This is a genomic window from Mesonia aquimarina (genome assembly GCF_003667275.1).
Taxonomy (GTDB): domain Bacteria; phylum Bacteroidota; class Bacteroidia; order Flavobacteriales; family Flavobacteriaceae; genus Mesonia; species Mesonia aquimarina.
In genome coordinates, this window is sequence record NZ_RCNV01000005.1 from 142,629 (window position 1) to 161,116 (window position 18,488).

At 35.3% G+C, this 18,488-nt stretch carries 13 protein-coding genes; 12 read left to right on the top strand and 1 reads right to left on the bottom strand.

Going from position 1 to position 18,488, the window contains the following annotated elements; all coding sequences use genetic code 11:
- Positions 1 to 73: 73 nt before the first annotated feature.
- The 3 genes from tsf (at position 74) to D9R05_RS08675 (ending at position 6,053) form a co-directional block, all read left to right on the top strand.
- Complete coding sequence (gene tsf / locus D9R05_RS08665; protein ID WP_121666833.1) at positions 74 to 901, top strand: translation elongation factor Ts; 828 nt, start codon at positions 74 to 76, stop codon at positions 899 to 901.
- A 597-nt stretch (positions 902 to 1,498) separates the two neighbouring features.
- Positions 1,499 to 2,395 (top strand): ABC transporter ATP-binding protein, encoded by an 897-nt coding sequence (locus tag D9R05_RS08670; RefSeq protein ID WP_121666885.1) that lies wholly within the window; start codon positions 1,499 to 1,501, stop codon positions 2,393 to 2,395.
- A 4-nt stretch (positions 2,396 to 2,399) separates the two neighbouring features.
- The gene (locus tag D9R05_RS08675; protein ID WP_121666834.1) at positions 2,400 to 6,053 is read left to right on the top strand and encodes a M1 family aminopeptidase; all 3,654 of its coding nucleotides are present in this window, start codon (positions 2,400 to 2,402) and stop codon (positions 6,051 to 6,053) included.
- Positions 6,054 to 6,114: 61 nt separating this feature from the next.
- Here the strand turns inward: D9R05_RS08675 and D9R05_RS08680 are convergent, their stop codons facing one another.
- Positions 6,115 to 6,663 carry a hypothetical protein gene (locus tag D9R05_RS08680; RefSeq protein ID WP_121666835.1) on the bottom strand — a complete coding sequence of 183 codons (549 nt, stop codon included), beginning with the start codon at positions 6,661 to 6,663 and terminating at the stop codon, positions 6,115 to 6,117.
- A 155-nt stretch (positions 6,664 to 6,818) separates the two neighbouring features.
- Between D9R05_RS08680 and pyrH the strand changes: the two genes are divergently transcribed.
- From pyrH to D9R05_RS08725, 9 genes are all read left to right on the top strand, one after another.
- A complete protein-coding gene (pyrH, locus tag D9R05_RS08685) occupies positions 6,819 to 7,526 on the top strand; it encodes a UMP kinase (RefSeq protein ID WP_121666836.1) in 708 nt (235 codons plus the stop codon).
- 58 nt (positions 7,527 to 7,584) lie between these two features.
- The gene (gene frr / locus D9R05_RS08690) at positions 7,585 to 8,139 is read left to right on the top strand and encodes a ribosome recycling factor (RefSeq protein ID WP_121666837.1); all 555 of its coding nucleotides are present in this window, start codon (positions 7,585 to 7,587) and stop codon (positions 8,137 to 8,139) included.
- A 97-nt stretch (positions 8,140 to 8,236) separates the two neighbouring features.
- A complete protein-coding gene (locus D9R05_RS08695) occupies positions 8,237 to 10,681 on the top strand; it encodes a DUF5686 and carboxypeptidase-like regulatory domain-containing protein (RefSeq protein ID WP_121666838.1) in 2,445 nt (814 codons plus the stop codon).
- A 60-nt stretch (positions 10,682 to 10,741) separates the two neighbouring features.
- On the top strand, positions 10,742 to 13,141 hold the full coding sequence (locus D9R05_RS08700) for an efflux RND transporter permease subunit (protein WP_121666839.1): 2,400 nt from the start codon (positions 10,742 to 10,744) through the stop codon (positions 13,139 to 13,141).
- A gap of 30 nt (positions 13,142 to 13,171) precedes the next feature.
- Entirely contained in the window at positions 13,172 to 13,822 is a 651-nt protein-coding gene (locus D9R05_RS08705) for a hypothetical protein (RefSeq protein WP_121666840.1), read from the top strand.
- A 94-nt stretch (positions 13,823 to 13,916) separates the two neighbouring features.
- Complete coding sequence (asnS, locus tag D9R05_RS08710; protein WP_121666841.1) at positions 13,917 to 15,359, top strand: asparagine--tRNA ligase; 1,443 nt, start codon at positions 13,917 to 13,919, stop codon at positions 15,357 to 15,359.
- Between the two features lie 7 nt (positions 15,360 to 15,366).
- Positions 15,367 to 16,239, top strand: a complete 873-nt coding sequence (locus D9R05_RS08715; RefSeq protein ID WP_121666842.1) for an RluA family pseudouridine synthase — start codon at positions 15,367 to 15,369, stop codon at positions 16,237 to 16,239.
- A gap of 69 nt (positions 16,240 to 16,308) precedes the next feature.
- Complete coding sequence (rpoN, locus tag D9R05_RS08720) at positions 16,309 to 17,766, top strand: RNA polymerase factor sigma-54 (protein WP_121666843.1); 1,458 nt, start codon at positions 16,309 to 16,311, stop codon at positions 17,764 to 17,766.
- Positions 17,767 to 18,381: a hypothetical protein gene (locus D9R05_RS08725; protein ID WP_121666844.1), complete on the top strand. Its 615-nt coding sequence runs from the start codon at positions 17,767 to 17,769 to the stop codon at positions 18,379 to 18,381.
- The last annotated feature ends 107 nt before the right edge of the window (positions 18,382 to 18,488 follow it).

The window sequence follows — 18,488 nt, forward strand, 5'->3', positions numbered from 1 at the left end:
AGTCGTTTAGTTCTTTTTATTTATAAAATAGCCAACTAAACGACTTATTTTTTAACTATAAAACAAGATTAAGATGGCAAAAATAACTGCTGCTGAAGTAAATAAATTAAGAAAGTCTACCGGTGCCGGTATGATGGATTGTAAAAAAGCATTAGTAGAAGCTGATGGTGATTACGATAAAGCAATTGAAGTGCTTCGTAAAAAAGGACAAAAAATTGCTGCTAAACGTGCAGACAGAGAGTCTTCTGAAGGTGCTGCAATTGCAAAAGTAAATGATGACGCTACAAAAGGAGCGATCATTTCGTTAAACTGTGAAACTGACTTTGTTGCTAAAAATGAAGACTTCATTAAATTGGCAAACGATTTCGCTGAATTGGCATTAAACTTCTCTTCTAAAGATGAGTTTTTAGCAGCTGATTTTAACGGAATCACGGTGCAAGAAAAATTAACCGAACAAACCGGAGTAATCGGTGAGAAAATTGAAATTGGTGCGTTTAGAAAATTAGAAGCTGCATTTGTAGGTTCGTATATTCACGCCGGTAACAAAATTGCTGTTCTTACAGGATTATCTAAAAGTGCAGATGGTGCAGAGGAAGTTGCAAAAGATGTTTCTATGCAAGCTGCCGCAATGAACCCTGTCGCGCTAAACGAAGAGGGTGTAGAGCAAGAGACAATTGAGAAAGAAATTGAAATCGCTAAAGATCAATTACGTCAAGAAGGAAAACCTGAAGATATGTTAGACAACATCGCTAAAGGTAAAATTAAACGTTTCTTTAAAGACAACACCTTAGTGAATCAATTGTTTATTAAAGACAACAAGAAAACCGTTGCACAACACGTGCAAGATTCTTTAGGAAAAGATGTTGAAGTAACCGCTTTTGAACGCGTTGCTTTAGGATAATCTAAGCTTTAAAATTATACCTAAACCGCTTTCTTTAACAGGAAGCGGTTTTTTTATTTTTATTGTAACAGCTATTTACTGTATGCAATGCCTTATACTTTAAGCCAACTAAGAAAATAACCCCTCTCTTCAATTAGATTTCACTGCGCTCAACCTGACATCCCTAGATTTTTTTATAAATAGCTAACTTCTGACTTCCAAAATTGTTTATATATTTAGCAGAAAAAATTATTACAGTAAACTGTAACAAAAAACTACATAAGTAGTCTATTAATTAGAGTTCATGTTTTAATAAAAAGAATAAACGTTTTATTTTTATAAGAGATTGTTCATTTTCTTTGCTCGTCCAAAGAAAACGAACCAAAAGAAAAGACGCTTTTTCTAAGGTATTTTTTCGCTATAGGCGAAAAACCGCAAAACTTTTCCTGAATTTTCTCCAAAGCTTCGAAAATTATTCACGGAAAACCTTCGCTACACTGAAGAAAAAGGCGGATACTATTTTTATTTTATATATAGAACTCACCTTATAGCACATTATAAATTACTTGATGGACAGGCATTCTTTTCAAGTATAAACTGAATAAACAGCATATTATGATAACACTCAACTTAAATCATGTTTCCAAAACCTATTCCAATGGCGTTAAAGCCTTAGATGATGTCAGCATCGAAATACAATCCGGAATGTTTGGCTTATTAGGTCCTAACGGAGCCGGAAAATCTACCTTAATGCGAACCATTGCTACCTTGCAAGAACCGGATAATGGCGACTTATTTTTGGGTGATATCAATATCAGAAAAGAAAAAATGGAATTACGCAAACTGCTAGGCTACTTACCACAACAATTTGGGGTTTATTCAAAAATGTCTGCCGAGAAATTACTGAACTATTTTGCTGACCTGAAAGGAATTTCTTCTGCAGCAGAAAAAAAGAAAATGGTAGAATATGCTTTAGAAGTTACTAATTTAACTGAAGTAAAACATAAACACGTGGCAGGTTATTCCGGCGGAATGAAACAACGTTTCGGTATCGCGCAATTATTGTTAAACAACCCGAAATTAATTATTGTAGATGAACCTACCGCAGGTCTCGACCCGGCAGAGCGTCATCGCTTTTTAAATGTATTACGAGAAATCGGGACCAACAACATTGTAATTCTATCAACACATATTGTAGATGATGTAAAAGAACTGTGTACCGATATGGCTATTTTAAACGGCGGAAAAATCTTAAGTAAAATGTCGCCCAAAGATGCGGTTCAACAATTAGAAGGAAAAATATGGACCACTATTACCGATCGTGATGGCGAAGAAGCCTTAGCTCAGAACTTCCAAGTAATTTCTTCGAGCTTCAATCAAGATAACAGTTTAAATGTTCGTGTTTTTTCCGATACAAAACCAACCGAAAATTTTATTGCCGCACAAGCCGATTTAAACGATGTGTATTTTGTGCATTTAAAACAAGATGAACCAACTCACTCTGTAAACGCGTAAGATTATGTTTGGCAAAATATTTAAGTTTGAGATTTCGTATTGGCTCAAAAGTCCGCTTTGGTATAGTTACATGGCGGCGATGCTCATTATCGCCACCCTAATTACCGCTACCGCTGTGGGTGTTTTTGACAGCGCAACCGTTTCGGTAACCGGTATAAAAAAAATAAACTCTCCCATATCGATTGCGGGGCTATTAGGAGGTTTTACTTTTCTCGTCTATTTTTTATTACCCTCCATTATTGGGAATTCTATTTATAAGGACTATAAATCTGAAATGTATCAGGTACTTTTTTCTTATCCCTTTTCTAAAACTGATTATTTACTCGCTAAATTCTTGAGCAGCTTTTTAATGACGCTTGGCGTGCTTTTCTTTGCCGTTATCGGATTGATTATTGGCTGTTATTTACCCGGTGCAAATCAGGATTTATTATTGGATTTTGAACTCCTCAATTATTTACAACCTTTTGTACTCGTTGTGATTCCGAACCTTTTCTTTTTTGGAACCATTGTTTTTGGGGTAGTCACGTTCTCTAGAAATATTTTTATCGGTTTTATTACCGTGCTTATTCTAATTGTATTACAAGGACTTGCCGGAAATTATTTAGGCGATTTAGATACAAAAACCCTTGCAGCGCTGCTAGATCCTTTAGGAGGTTCTGCCATCAGTTATGAAACTGAATATTGGACGGTAGAGGAACAAAACAATAATTTTATTCCGTTTAGCGGATATATTTTATACAACCGAATTTTATGGTCGGTCATTAGCTTGCTTATTTTCTTAGGCGTTTTTAATGCATTTAAATTTCACCAAAACCCAATCAGTCTAAAAATTTTTAAAAAGAAAAGTAAGCGCTTTGTAAAGCAAAATTTTGGGGGCTATAAAATTCATCGAACTCCTACGGTACAATTAGATTTCTCGCTCAGCAGAAAGTTAAAGAATGTGTGGAAATTCGCTACATTTGAGTTAAAGTATATTCTCAAAAACTGGGCTTTTATTTCCATTTTTGCTGTAGGTATTTTAATGGTGGTCTTGGTATTAAACCTTGGCTATCAAATTCAAGGAACCGATACCTTACCCATAACGCGAATTATGATCAGCTTAAGTCAAGGGGGCATCGGTTTGTTTATGATGATCCTTATCTTTCTCTTTTCGGGAATGCTGATGCATCGTGGAAACATTTCCCATATGGATCAGCTCTTAGACACCACAGCGCAACCTTCGTGGATTTTTATGACGTCAAAATTTGTAGCCATTTTACAAATGATCGCTGTTATTTTTCTGTCGGTTATTGGCGTTTCCATTGCTTATCAAGCAATTTCCGGCTTTTATGATTTTGAAATCGGCCTTTATCTATTCGATTACTTTTTTGTTGATTTCCCAAACTGGATTATTTATACGTTTCTCGCATTTTTTATTCATAGCCTGATCAAAAATTATATTGTTGGCTTTATTACCCTTATTGCTCTTTTTATTCTATTACAATTTTTCCCAAGTTTCGGTATAGAGCAATCTATTTTTAACTTCAACAAAATCAGTGGCACTTCCTATTCCGATATGAATGGATACGGGCACGGATTAAGTGTATTTTATATCTATAAAATATATTGGGGATTATTTGGAATCGCCTTATTTGTCATCGCTTCCCTACTTTACCAAAGAGGCTTGACCAATGGATTTAAAGCCCGTTTACGCCTAGCCGGAAAACGTTTTTCTTCTCCGCGCAAAGTTGTGTTTTTTGGAAGCTTGGTTCTCTTTTTCAGTTTAGGGGGTTACATTTATTATATAGATAATATTAAAAATGAACGCTATTCCGGGAAAGAATATGAAAAAGGACGTGTAAAATATGAAAAAGAATTTGGACATTACGCTAGCATGAAGAAGCCTAGAATTACAGCTTCTAAAATAGATTTAGCAATTTACCCGGAAACACGTGATTACAAAGTTGAAGGAGTTTTTACCATGGAAAATAAAACCGAGGAAGCTATTGATTCTATCTACCTTCAAACCAGCGATGATTTAATAGACTATTCCTTTAGCATTCCCACAGAAGTCAGCTTAACCAACGAACGCTTTAATTTTGAAGTGCTTCAGTTTAAAAAATCACTTCAACCGGGAGAAAAAATCACGTTCAATTTCACTATGAAAAATGAGCCGAATTCTTGGTTAAGGAATAATTCGCCTATACAGTACAACGGTACATTCTTAAATAATAGAATGCTGCCAAGTTTTGGTTACAATGAAAGCTACGAGCACAGTTCAGAAAAAATTCGTGAAAAATATGATTTGCCTTATAAAGAACGTATGTCATCTCCGCATGATTCTACCGCTTTGGGCGACACCTATATTTCTTCGGAGGCTGACTGGATAGATTTTGAAGCTACCATTAGCACAAGTTCGGAACAAATTGCCATCGCCCCCGGTTATTTGCAAAAAGAATGGTCTGAAAACGGAAGACGCTACTTTCATTATAAAATGGAAGATAAAATGCTAAATTTCTACAACATTATGTCTGCAGAATATGAAGTGGTATCTGAAAAACATGAAGGTATCAATCTTCAGATATTCTATCATCCCGGACATGAATATAATCTGGAACGCATGATGGATGGCGCAAAAAAATCCCTTTCTTATTACCAAGAGAATTTTAGTCCGTATCAATTTAGACAATTACGAATTATCGAATTTCCCTCAACATACGGGTCTTTTGCGCAATCATTTGCCAATACGGTACCTTTTTCTGAAGGAATTGGTTTTATCGCCAATGTAGAAGAAGAAAACGACGGGGTAGATTATCCCTTTACGATAACCGCTCACGAAGTTGCGCACCAATGGTGGGCGCATCAAGTAATTGGTGCTAATGTTCAAGGCTCGACGCTGATGTCTGAAAGCCTATCTGAATATTCTGCGTTGAAAGTCTTAGAAAAGCGTTACGGTGAAACAAAAATGCGCCGCTTTTTAAAAGACGCGTTAGACAACTATTTAAGTGGTCGTAGTTCTGAAAGTAAGAGAGAACAACCGCTTCTTTATAATGAAAACAAACCTTATATTCATTACAACAAAGGTTCGCTGGTCTTATATGCTTTAAGTGATTATATAGGCACTAAAAAATTCAACAACATGCTTGCTGACTATATTGATGCTGTCGGTTTTCAAGATGCGCCGTATACAACTTCACTAGAATTTACAGAACATCTTAAAAAAGCAACACCGGACTCCCTGCAATATTTGGTGTACGATATGATTGAAACCATTACACTTTATAACAATAAAGTCTTGGATTATGAGGTAAATGAATTAGAAAACGGCAAATACGAAATAAGCCTAAAAGCACAAGTTTCTAAATACCGAACTACCGACTATGGAACGAAAAACTTTGAAAATTACGAATCTTGTTCCATCAGCTATTCACCGGAAAATGAAGATGAAGAAACTGCTAAAATAGAGTCGCTTCCTTTAAAAGACTACATTGAGATCGGAATTTTTACCGAAGATGATGAAGAAAATGAAGAGGTGTTATACTTAAAAAAGCGAAAAGTGACAGAAATTTATAACGAATTTACGATTGTGGTTGATCAAAAACCAACTGAAGTAGGCATTGATCCGTATAACAAATTAATCGACAGAAATTCTGAAGACAACCGAATGGAGGTAGAGTAAAAAAATAGGCTATCGAAAACATACATTTTCTGATAGCCTATTACTTTTTCTAATTATAATATTATTCAAGTTGAAATTCTTCTTTCAACTTGTTTAGCGTTATCATTCTCTCTTTTCGAATATCTGTATTTCTCCATTCTATGGATTCAACCATGTGCATATTTTTATCATAGAATTTTTGAGCAATATTTTGTAATCTTTCAACCTCCAAACGCTTTTTAAGGTGCTGCATCAGCTCATAAAAATCATTAACGTTTGGCAACGCATGTCTCATATTTGCCATAGCATTCGCATAATATAGTTTTTCCTCATCAGAAATTTTTTGCACTAATCCTTGTACAAATAAGCCTGTTAAGGCATGACTTTTAAGAATTAAGTTTTCTGGTTTATCTGCTTCAATAGACCGAAAGTAAGCATCCAATTCTTCAAAAGAGTCAATAGAATACGGATAAGTATCACTCGCAACTATAGCCTTTGTTTTTGCATCCAGCTGTTTGCTTTCGGGTATTTCTGATTTTTCATCAAAATCAGTTTTTTCGGAATTCTCTTGACAAGAGAAAAAACACATTACTAATAAGGTCGAAAAAAAAAGTTTACCTAAGTATTTCATAACATTTAATTCTGATAATCAGATAAATATACAATCTAAATCATCCATACACAAACCAATCCAGTTCGATTACAAATCAGTATCAGTTTTTTTCATCAATACTTTCTCAAATTCAGAATATCGCTATATTTGCACAACTTATACGAGCAGAAATTATGCAATACAAAAGAATTCTTTTAAAATTATCTGGAGAAGCATTAATGGGAAACCGTCAATATGGTATAGATCCTGAGCGTCTGGCAGATTATGCAAAAGAAATAAAATCGGTTACCGATAAAGGAATTGAAGTTGCCATTGTTATTGGTGGCGGAAATATTTTTAGAGGTGTTTCGGGAGCCAGTAAAGGAATGGACCGCGTGCAAGGCGACCATATGGGGATGTTAGCAACAGTTATTAACGGACTCGCTTTACAAAGTGCTTGTGAAGATCAAGATATTGAAACCCGTTTGCAATCTGCTGTAAAAATTAACGAAGTAGCCGAACCTTTTATTAGAAGAAAAGCATTACGCCATCTGCAAAAAGGGCGTGTGGTTATCTTTGGAGGCGGAACCGGAAATCCTTATTTCACTACAGATTCTGCAGCAGTATTACGTGCAATAGAAATTCAAGCTGATGTTATTTTAAAAGGAACCCGTGTTGATGGGATTTACAATGCTGATCCTGAAAAAGACAGAGAAGCAACCAAGTTTGATTTTATTACCTTTGATGATGTCTTAAGAAAAGGGTTAAAAGTAATGGACACCACTGCTTTTACTTTAAGTCAAGAAAATGAATTACCTATTATTGTTTTTGATATGAATAAATCTGGCAACTTATTAAAAGTGGTTTCCGGAGAAAATATCGGAACAAAAGTAAATTTATAAGCAACAAAATTTTTAACTTACTATTTTAGTATAGGATTTTTTAAAAAAGTTCACGAAAATGGATGAAATAAATTTTATTATAGAAAGCACAGATGAATCGATGCAAAAAGCCATTATTCATCTAGAAAAGCAATTGATGAAAATTCGTGCCGGAAAAGCCAACCCAAACATGGTTAGCAGTGTAATGGTAGAATATTATGGCTCAAAAACTCCACTTAACCAAGTAGGAAACGTAAATACACCAGATGCCAGAACAATTTCTATTCAGCCTTTTGAAAAATCTTTAATTCCTGAGATTGAAAAAGGAATTCAACTTGCCAATCTAGGCTTTAACCCGATGAATAACGGAGAAAGCGTAATTATTAGCGTACCGCCATTAACAGAAGAGCGTCGTAGAGAATTAGCAAAACAAGCTAAGGCAGAAGCGGAGGACGCAAAAGTGGGAGTTAGAAACGATAGAAAAAGCGCCAATAATGACATCAAAAAAATTGAAGAGGCTTCTGAGGATTTAAAGAAGAATGCTGAGGTTGATATTCAAAAATTAACCGATCAATACATTGCTAAAATTGATGATATTTTAGCTTATAAGGAAAAAGAAATTATGACGGTTTAAAAATAAATCCTTGTATTATTTACTTAAAATTTAATTAAAGCGGCAACCATGTCGCTTTTTTTAGTTTCCTTGCAGTCAATTAAAGATCAATAAATTCATGGCTAAACGTCTTCTAGCTTTTATGTGCCTTATGATGCTTGCTAATCTTTCATTAGCACAAAAAGTAATTACAGGCACCGTGATCGATCAAAAAAGCGGCGAGCCCTTACCCTATGCCAACGTATACACTTCGCAAGTTAAAAACCCGACGCTTACCAATGTAGACGGAACCTTTAGCCTGCAAATTGAATCTTCAATCTCAGAAATTATTGTTTCTTACATCGGCTATAAAACCCAACGTGTTTCGTTAAACAATCGGACGGATATTCTCGTGAAACTCGATCCTGCTGTCGAAAATTTAGTGAAAGTTTTGGTTACTTCTACCGAGCGTGTAGCCCAACGGATTATAAATAGAGCCATTGCAAGAAAACCCGAAAATAATCCGGATTTAAAATTTGACACTTATCATTATAAAACCTATAATAAACTCATTATAGATGATGAAGAAAAAGCCTTAACTATTTCAGCAGATTCCACTAAAACAAAAATCAAAAGAATATTAAAAGAGGGCAGAAGTTATCTTTCTGAACAAGTAAGCGAATACAATTTTACGCAAGAAAACGGCTTAACCGAAACCATTCAAGCAACCCGAACAGCAGGTTTTAAAAAACCGGTCTACGAATTATTGTCGACAAAGGTCCAATCCAATTCGTGGTACGATAAAAAATACACTGTTTTCGGCACCGATTACGCCAGTCCGTTAGCCGACCATCCTTACAGAAATTACACCTATCAAGTATTAGACACTACGCAAACAGAGCGCCCGGCTTTTGTAATTTATTTTGAACCCAAGCGCAGAAAAGCAGTTGCCGGCTTAGAAGGCGTGTTGTATATCGACACCCTAAATTACGGACTTCAAAAAGCGATAGGACAGTTAAAGGGTGAAGTTGATGTAAAAGCTACACAAGATTTCACCTATTATGAAGACGAAAATATTTGGTTTCCCAAAGAACAATCCATTACTTTAAAACCCGGTACCGGTGGCGAAAAAGTATCCATTTTTGGAGGAAGTATTTCCATAGGAAGCCTGCCCGAAAAACAAGATCAATTTAGCGGTAAAGAATTATTTCTGAATTCGGTCATGACATATCAAGACATCAAGTTTAATGAAGAAACACAACAACCTTCTTCAGAAAACAAAATCACCCTTTCTCCAGATGCAACAGAGCGTGACAATAACTACTGGGAAGCAAATAGAAGCATTCCGTTTACCAATCGAGATAAGGCAACTTTTAAACGCGTAGATAGTATTATTAAAGCTGAAAATATTTCCAGAAGGATTGATGTGATTCAGAATTTTAATATTGGCTACTTCCCTATTGGTTTTATGAACATTGATTTACGAAAACTTATAAAATATAATGATTACGAAGGATTGCGTTTAGGAGCCGGAGGAATTACCAATGAAAAGCTATCAGAAAAATTTAGACTAGAAGGCTACGGTGTTTACGGATTTAAAGATGAAGCCGTTAAGTATAGCATTGGTGGGGGTATTTTACTAAACGAAAATTCGAATACTTGGATAAACGTAAACTACACCGATGACATTAATGAAGTTGGAAGTTTTTTTTATTTAACAGATCGCAGAACCTATTCTTTATTTGAACCTCGTTTAATCAACATTAATTTCTATTATAAATACCAGATGTTTCGTACAAGCTTACAGCATCGATTTTCTCCAAAATTATTAAGTGAATTTCAACTGGCCAAAAGTGATATTTCACAAACACAAAATTACAGCTTTCAAAACGACGGAAAAACATATAGCGATTACTCCTTAGCAGAGGCTACCGCATCTTTCCGTTGGAGCCCGTTTAGCACCTATTTAAAAGCGGCCGATAAAATTATTGAACTTGATGTGGGGTACCCGAAATTCTCCTTTCAAGCCACACAAGCTTTTGACAATATTTTTGGAAGCGACTTTGAATACACTAAATTAGGCTTAAAAATTAATTACACCATCGACAGAATTAACCAAAATCAAACCTCTTTTATTTTAGAAGGCGATTATGGGTTTGGTGATTTACCACTTACACATACGTTTCATGCCTACCCAAATAATCCAAATAAAGCAAAATTAACACAACGCTTTTCAGTAGCCGGAAGACGAACCTTTGAAACCATGTATTTTAGTGAGTTTTTTAGTGATCGTTTAGCAAGTTTACAAATTAAACATCGCTTTAGACCATGGGATTTTGGGCGTTACAGCAAACCAGAATTGGTTTTAATAACCCGACATGCCATTGGCGATTTTCTAGATCAAGCTAAGCATAGCGGTTTAAGCTTTAATACGCTAGAACATGGGTATTCAGAATCAGGTTTAGAAATCAATAAAATACTCTTTGGTTTCGGACTCAGTTTTGCGTATCGTTATGGAGCCTATCACCTTCCGGATTTAGAAGATAATATCTCTTTTAAATTTACATTTTATTTTAAGCTTTAAATGATTTTTCAATAGGTTATTGCTAAGCATTTTATACCTTTGCAGCCCTAATTTTGAATCATGTCAAAACTTTTCAGCTTCGGATTCTGGAATACAATTGCAAGAATCATTCTTCGCAATCGCATCATTATTTTAGCCTTAATTTTGGCGGCCACGGTTTTTCTAGCTTTTCAATGGAAAAACATGCGCTTTTCGTATACCGAAGCAAACTTACTTCCTGATGATCATGAAATAAATCAGGAGTATGAAAAATTCTTAGAAAAGTTTGGTGAAGAAGGTAATCTTATTGTAATCGCCACCAATGACCCAGGTTTATTTACCCCCGAAAAGTTTGAAGCCTGGAATAACTTATCTAAAAAACTGGATAGCTTTCCTGAGGTACAGTACACCATTAGTGTAGGCGATTTAAAAAAGTTAAAGAAATTTTCTGATCCTAACCGATTTGAACTAGTTCCCGCTTTAGCTGAAAAAAATCCGAATAAAAAAGAACTGAAAGTCTACGAAGAAGAGTTATTTGAAAAGCTTCCGTTTTATGAAGGTCTAGTGTACAGCAAAAAAACCAATACCGTGCAAACGGCGGTTTATATGGATAAAGCTGTAGTGAATACCGAAGCTAGAAAACTCTTTGTTTTAAACGATCTAAAACCCATTTTAGAAAACTTTGAGAAAGAAAGTGATATCGAGCTGCATGTTTCGGGAATGCCCTACATCAGAACCTTGAACTCTAAAAATATTGTTGATGAAATTCAATGGTTTGTCGGCGGTGCCTTGTTGGTTACTTCTTTAATTTTCTTTTTCTTTTTCCGTTCAGTTAGAGCTACGTTAATTTCCATGTTTACCGTTATCATTGGAGTAATGTGGTCTTTTGGCTTCTTGGGATTATTACATTATGAAATTACGGCGCTTACGGCTGTTATCCCGCCTCTTATTATCGTGATCGGAATACCCAACTGTATTTTCCTTATCAACAAATATCAACAGGAAATAAAAAAACACGGAAATCAAGCAAAATCATTACAGCGGGTTATTGCTAAAGTAGGGAATGCTACTTTAATGACTAATGTAACAACAGCTTCCGGTTTTGCTACCTTTATTATAACCGAAAGCACCTTGTTGAAAGAGTTTGGTATTGTAGCTTCCATCAATATTTTAGCCATATTTATTTTAAGTTTGCTCATTATCCCTATCATATACAGCTATATGGCTTTGCCGAAAGAAAAGCATTTACGCCATTTAGGAAAAACCTGGATTGAAGGTTTCGTGAATTGGATAGAAAGTACCGTACGCAAACGCCGAATCAGTATTTATATTTCTGCGGTAGTCTTATTAATTGCTAGTATGACCGGAATTTATTTGATCAAAGTTTCTGGAAGTTTATTAGAAGATATGCCGAAAGAAGCCGATTTTTTCAAGGATATCGAGTTTTTTGAAGAAGAGTTTAATGGCATCATGCCTCTCGAAATTTTAATCAACACCCAACGTGAACAAGGCGTCGTTAAACTTTCTACGCTCAAACGAATGCAAGAACTGGAGGAGCTTTTGGTTGATGTTCCTGAATTATCTAAACCCATTTCTGTGGTTAATATGGTAAAATACAGCAAACAAGCTTATTATAACGGAAATCCTAAGTATTATCAACTTCCAAGTTCGCAAGAAAAGAACTTTATTTTTCCGTATCTCAAAACGCTATCCGGTAAAGATCAGGAACTCAACGCCTTTGTAGATTCTACGGGTCAATTTGCCCGAATGACCTTTTTTATGAAAGATATTGGCACCGAAGAAATGGAACGTATTGAGGCGAATCTATGGCCAAAAATCAACAAGATTTTTCCTCCGGAACGCTACGAAGTGAGTATGACCGGAAAGGCCTTAATCTTTCAAAAAGGGACCAATTATTTAGTGAAAAACTTAATCATTTCCTTATCCTTAGCCATTTTGTTAATTGCACTTTTTATGGCGTGGATGTTCCGCTCATTTAAAATGATTGTTATTTCATTAATTCCGAATTTACTGCCTTTATTAATCACTGCAGGAATGATGGGCTTTTTAGGCGTCCCCATAAAACCCTCTACTATTTTGGTCTTTAGCATTGCGTTTGGAATTTCGGTAGACGATACCATTCACTTTTTAGCAAAATATAGACAAGAGCTGAAACATCATAATTGGAAAATTAAAAAGTCGGTTTATCCGGCCTTACGCGAAACCTCGGTAAGTATGTTTTACACTTCTATTGTACTCTTTTTTGGTTTTTCTGTATTTATGATTAGTAGTTTTGGCGGTACGGTAGCGCTGGGTGGTTTAGTTTCGGCAACGTTGCTCTTTGCGATGCTTTCTAACTTGTTGTTATTACCTTCGTTATTGCTTTCTTTAGAAAAAAGCATTGCCAATAAAAAGACCCTTAAAGAACCGCATCTTCAAATTATTGATGATGAGGATGAAGAAGAAGAATTGAACTCTTAAAAATTTTATACCTTTGGAAAAAAGCATTTTATGCAAAAAAGCTTTCTTCTATTTTTTATAACAGTTTTTAGTATTCAATTTTTTTATGCTCAACAAAACCAATCGCTTTCCAACGGAAGTTTATGGCTAGAAGCAAAAGCAGGTTTATCCTTTTATAATAGAGAGCTGGCAAGAATTAATGGCGAAAACATAAATTACCAAGAAGTCAATAACAGCTTTCGTTTAGAATTTATTCCACAACTCAATTACGCCATTGCCAATCGCTTATTTCTCGGAGCCCATCTCGGATTCGGTTATGATTCTTTTGAATTAAAAGAGCTAGACGAAAAAAGTACCCACGTAAATTATAAAATTGGTACGCAGCTTCAGTATTACTTCTTAAAAATTACGCCGGAGTTTTATTTGCGAAGTGAACTTGGAATCAATTACAATCATTACCGGAGTAATTCGCCTATAGAAACCCCGGAAACGCAAAACAGCAATTATTTAAAAACATACTTAGACGCCGGGTTTAGCTTTTTACCCGAAGAAAATTGGATGATTTCTATCTTCTTTAAAGATATTATTACCTATCACTCAAACACGCCAAATTTTGATAACCGAGAAGACTTCGAATCCAGTGTTCTTTTTCAGGATTTTATCCGTTTTCCTCATTTTTCAGTTTCTTATCAATTAAATTGATAAAATTCATCACAAACAACGCATTTTAAAATAAACTTGCGCTTGCCAAGCATTTTCAGAAAAAGTATCTTTGTGGCTTAAATTTTTGTCACTCATGAAACATCATAAAATTGCCGAATTATTAAAAAGCGAACATCTTTTACAAGAATACACTGTAAAAGGATGGGTTCGCGCGTTTAGAAGTAACCGATTTATTTCTTTAAACGATGGGTCTACCATCAATAATTTGCAATGTGTAGTTGATTTTGAAAATACGCCGGAAGAAATTTTACAACAAATAAATGTGGGCGCTGCCATTGCTGTAAAAGGAACGCTAAAAGAAAGCGAAGGAAAAGGACAACGTGTAGAAATTGAAGCGCAAGAAATAGAAATTTTAGGCGAAGCCAATCCGGAAGAGGTAAAAAAAACCATCCTTTCTCCAAAACGTCACAGTTTAGAGAAATTACGCGAACAGGCACATTTACGTGTTCGTACCAATACCTTTAGTGCGGTAATGCGCTTGCGTTCTAAACTTTCGTTCGCGGTACACCAATATTTCCAGCAAAACGGATTTAATTATGTAAACACGCCCATTATTACCGGAAGTGACGCCGAAGGTGCCGGAGAAATGTTTAAAGTCACCAACTTCGATTTAAACAATACGCCCACTGATGAAAACGGTGAAATTGATTATAAAAAAGACTTTTTCGGGAAAGAAACCAATCTTACCGTAAGCGGGCAATTAGAAGCAGAAACCTACGCATTAGGTTTAGGACAAGTATATACGTTTGGTCCAACCTTTAGAGCAGAAAACTCGAACACCTCACGCCACCTGGCAGAATTTTGGATGATTGAACCCGAAGTTGCTTTTTGCGATCTTGATGGCAATATGGATCTTGCTGAAGATTTTATAAAATATGTATTAAGCTATATTTTAGAAAACTGTGATGACGATCTTGCTTTTCTTGAAAACAGGGTAATTCAAGAGGATAAAAGTAAACCGGAAAAAGATCGTGCACCGATGAAGCTTCGCGATAAATTAAAGTTTATTACCGAAAACAACTTTAAACGCGTAAGCTACACAGAAGCCATTGATATACTTAAAAATTCTAAGCCGAATAAAAAGAAAAAATTCAATTATGTAATTGAAGAATGGGGAGCAGACTTACAAAGTGAACACGAGCGTTATTTGGTAGAAAAACACTTTAAATGTCCGGTAATTTTATTTGATTATCCCGCCAATATTAAAGCATTTTATATGCGTTTAAATGAAGACGGTAAAACCGTTCGCGCGATGGATATCCTTTTCCCGGGTATTGGAGAAATTGTAGGCGGTTCACAACGTGAAGAGCGTTTAGATGTTTTACAAAACAAGATGAAAGAACTAGACGTAGACGAAAAAGAATTATGGTGGTATTTAGACACGCGTAAATTCGGAACTTGTGTGCACAGTGGTTTCGGTTTAGGCTTTGAGCGCTTGGTTTTATTTGCTACCGGAATGACGAATATTCGTGATGTAATTCCTTACCCAAGAACACCGCAAAACGCAGAATTTTAACAGCATTTTGAACATTATAGAGCAACATAAGGTTCCTGCAATCGAAAAAGAAATTCGCTTGCAGGAATATGCTCCCTTGGCGTTTAAAACCATCTCTACACGAAGTGGAATTAAAAAAGCCATTAAAAGAGAAGAAATTTTACTAGATGGTCGGCCCGCAAAAACTTCTGACTGGATAAAAGAAGGACAAATTTTACAATTAATTCAGCCTCAAAAAAGCCCTAAAAAAATTTTTAAGCTTTCGCTGAAAATCGTTTATGAAGATGATTTTTTAGCCCTCATAGAAAAACCGGCAGGATTTCCTACCAACGGAAATTATTTTAAAACCATTGAAAATGCGCTTCCCTTTAATTTAGAAATTTCTTCAGAAAAAGACGCGCTCCCCTATCCTATTCCGGTGCATCGTTTAGACAATCCCACAAGTGGTTTATTGCTTATCGCCAAAACAAGAAATGCTCAAAGAGCATTAAATACCGCTTTTGAAGAACGAAAAATCACTAAAAGTTACTTGGCCATTGTGGAAGGAGAAATTCAACAAGAAGGAGAATTCAATAATGCCATAGATGGAAAAGAAAGCCTTACTAATTTTCGGCTGTTAAAGTCTTTTCAAAAAGATGAACGGTTTTTTTCGTTGGTAGAGTTATTTCCAAAAACAGGAAGAACACATCAGTTAAGAAAACATCTTTCTGAAGCGGCATTTCCTATTGTTGGTGATGAAGTATATGGATCAAAAATCGACATTAAAGGAATTTTATTAACCGCTTTTTCTTTACAATTTCAACATCCTATCACAACGGAAATTTTATCTTTCAGCACCGCTCTACCAAAAAAATTCAGGAGATTTTTACCTAAAAATAGTAGCCCTGAATTAGAAGCTTAACAAAATTTTGGTAACAATTGTTATGCCATTTTCGTTATTTTTGTAGTAAGCAACAATTCAGAAATCTTTATGCTAAAACAGCAACTCAATTTTAAACTCTCTCAAAAGCTTTCACCACAGCAAATCCAGCTGATGAAGCTAATACAATTGCCTACGCAAGCTTTTGAGCAACGGATAAAGCAAGAACTCGAAGATAATCCGGCTCTAGACAGCGGGAAAGAAAAAACAGAGGAGTATGAGTTTGAAGATGAGTTTAAGAACGAAGAACGAGATGATGATAATGAAGTAATTGAAACTGAAATTAATGTTGACGAATATTTAAGTGACGACGAAATACCCAGTTATCGTCTACAAGCCAACAATTACAGCAAAGACGATGATGACAAAAAGATCCCCTATGCTGCAGGAACTTCATTTTCACAGTTCCTAAAAAATCAATTGCATACCTTTCGTTTTAAAGATGATGAAATGAAAATTGCCGAATTTTTAGTCGGCAGTGTAGACGAAAGCGGCTATATCCGAAGAGAAGTAGCTGATATTGTAGATGATTTGGCCTTTACGCAAAACATTTATACCGATGAAGAGACGGTAGAACGCGTGTTTAAATATGTTCATCGCTTAGATCCTGCAGGAGTCGGTGCTCGTTCTTTACAAGAATGTTTATTGATTCAGTTAAAAAGAAAGAATCCCACAGAAAGTGTGGAATTGGCAATTGATTTAATGGAAAACGGCTTTGATCAATTTACAAAAAAACATTACCAAAAGTTAATTTCAAAATTCGACATTACCGAAGATCAGTTACGAAATGCCATTGAAGAAATAGCGCATTTAAACCCGAAACCCGGTGGAGCTTATGCGGGAAACACGCGTATTGTAGAACACGTAGTTCCAGATTTTACCATAAAAATTAAAGATGGCGAATTAGAATTATCCTTAAACGGTAGAAATGCGCCCGAAATGCATGTTTCTCGGGAGTACAGCAATATGCTTAAAGGCTATAAGGACTCCAAAGAAAAAACAAAAAAGCAGAAAGATGCGATAATGTTCATCAAGCAAAAATTAGATGCTGCTAAATGGTTTATAGATGCTATCAGACAACGACAAGAAACGCTTTTTGTAACGATGAATGCAATTATGCATCATCAGTATGATTACTTTTTAAGCGGTGATGAACGCGACTTAAAACCAATGATCTTAAAAGATATCGCCGAAGAAATAGACATGGATGTTTCTACCGTTTCTCGTGTGGCCAACAGTAAATATGTAGATACGCCTTATGGCACAAAACTGATTAAGGAATTCTTTTCGGAATCGATGAAAAACGATCAGGGAGAAGATGTTTCTACACGAGAAATCAAGAAGATTCTTGAAATTACCGTAAAAGAAGAAGACAAGAAAAAGCCTTTAACAGACGACAAACTTTCTAAAGTTTTAAAAGATAAAGGTTACCCTATAGCCAGAAGAACGGTTGCGAAATACAGAGAACAATTAGATATTCCTGTCGCTAGACTTCGTAAAGAAATTTAAATGAAAAGGTTTCTAAAATTTGGATCCCAGATTTTTCATCCGCTTTGGATGCCGCTAGCAGGAACTATAGTTTATTTCTTAATTAGTCCACGCTTTTTTCCGTTGCCAATTGTAAAAGCAAAACTTTTAGCCATTGCAATTCTCACGGTTTTTATTCCGGTGATTTTTGCCTTTTTAATTAAAAATCTAGGCCTAATTTCTTCCATTCATTTAAGAAAAGTAAAAGAAAGAAGACTGCCGCTTTTATTTTTTTCGCTATTACTATTAACAATTTTAAACTTTATTGTAGAAAGTTATCGGTATCCTGAACTATATTATTTCTTCAGTGGAATTCTATATTCTAGCTTACTGGCTTTATTAAGCAGTATTTTCAAACTGAAAGTAAGCTTACATATGATGGGTGCAGCCGGCTTTACAACCTTTCTTATTGCCTTAAGCGTCTTATACGGTACAAATTTAACTTATATTATCGGCTTGTTAATCTTTATTTTAGGGTGGATTGCTTCATCTAGACTATTGCTTAAAGCGCATAATGAAAAGGAATTGCTCTTAGGTTTTGTTTTCGGGGTTATACCGCAATTACTGCTTTTATTTATTCCTAATTTCTTCAACTAAAAAAGGCTAACCACAAAAACGCTTCATTACTATACGAAGATAGTTGAATCATGTTTTCTATTATATGAATAAATACGTTTCGCAACAGCAAAGACCGGTGAAAAGCA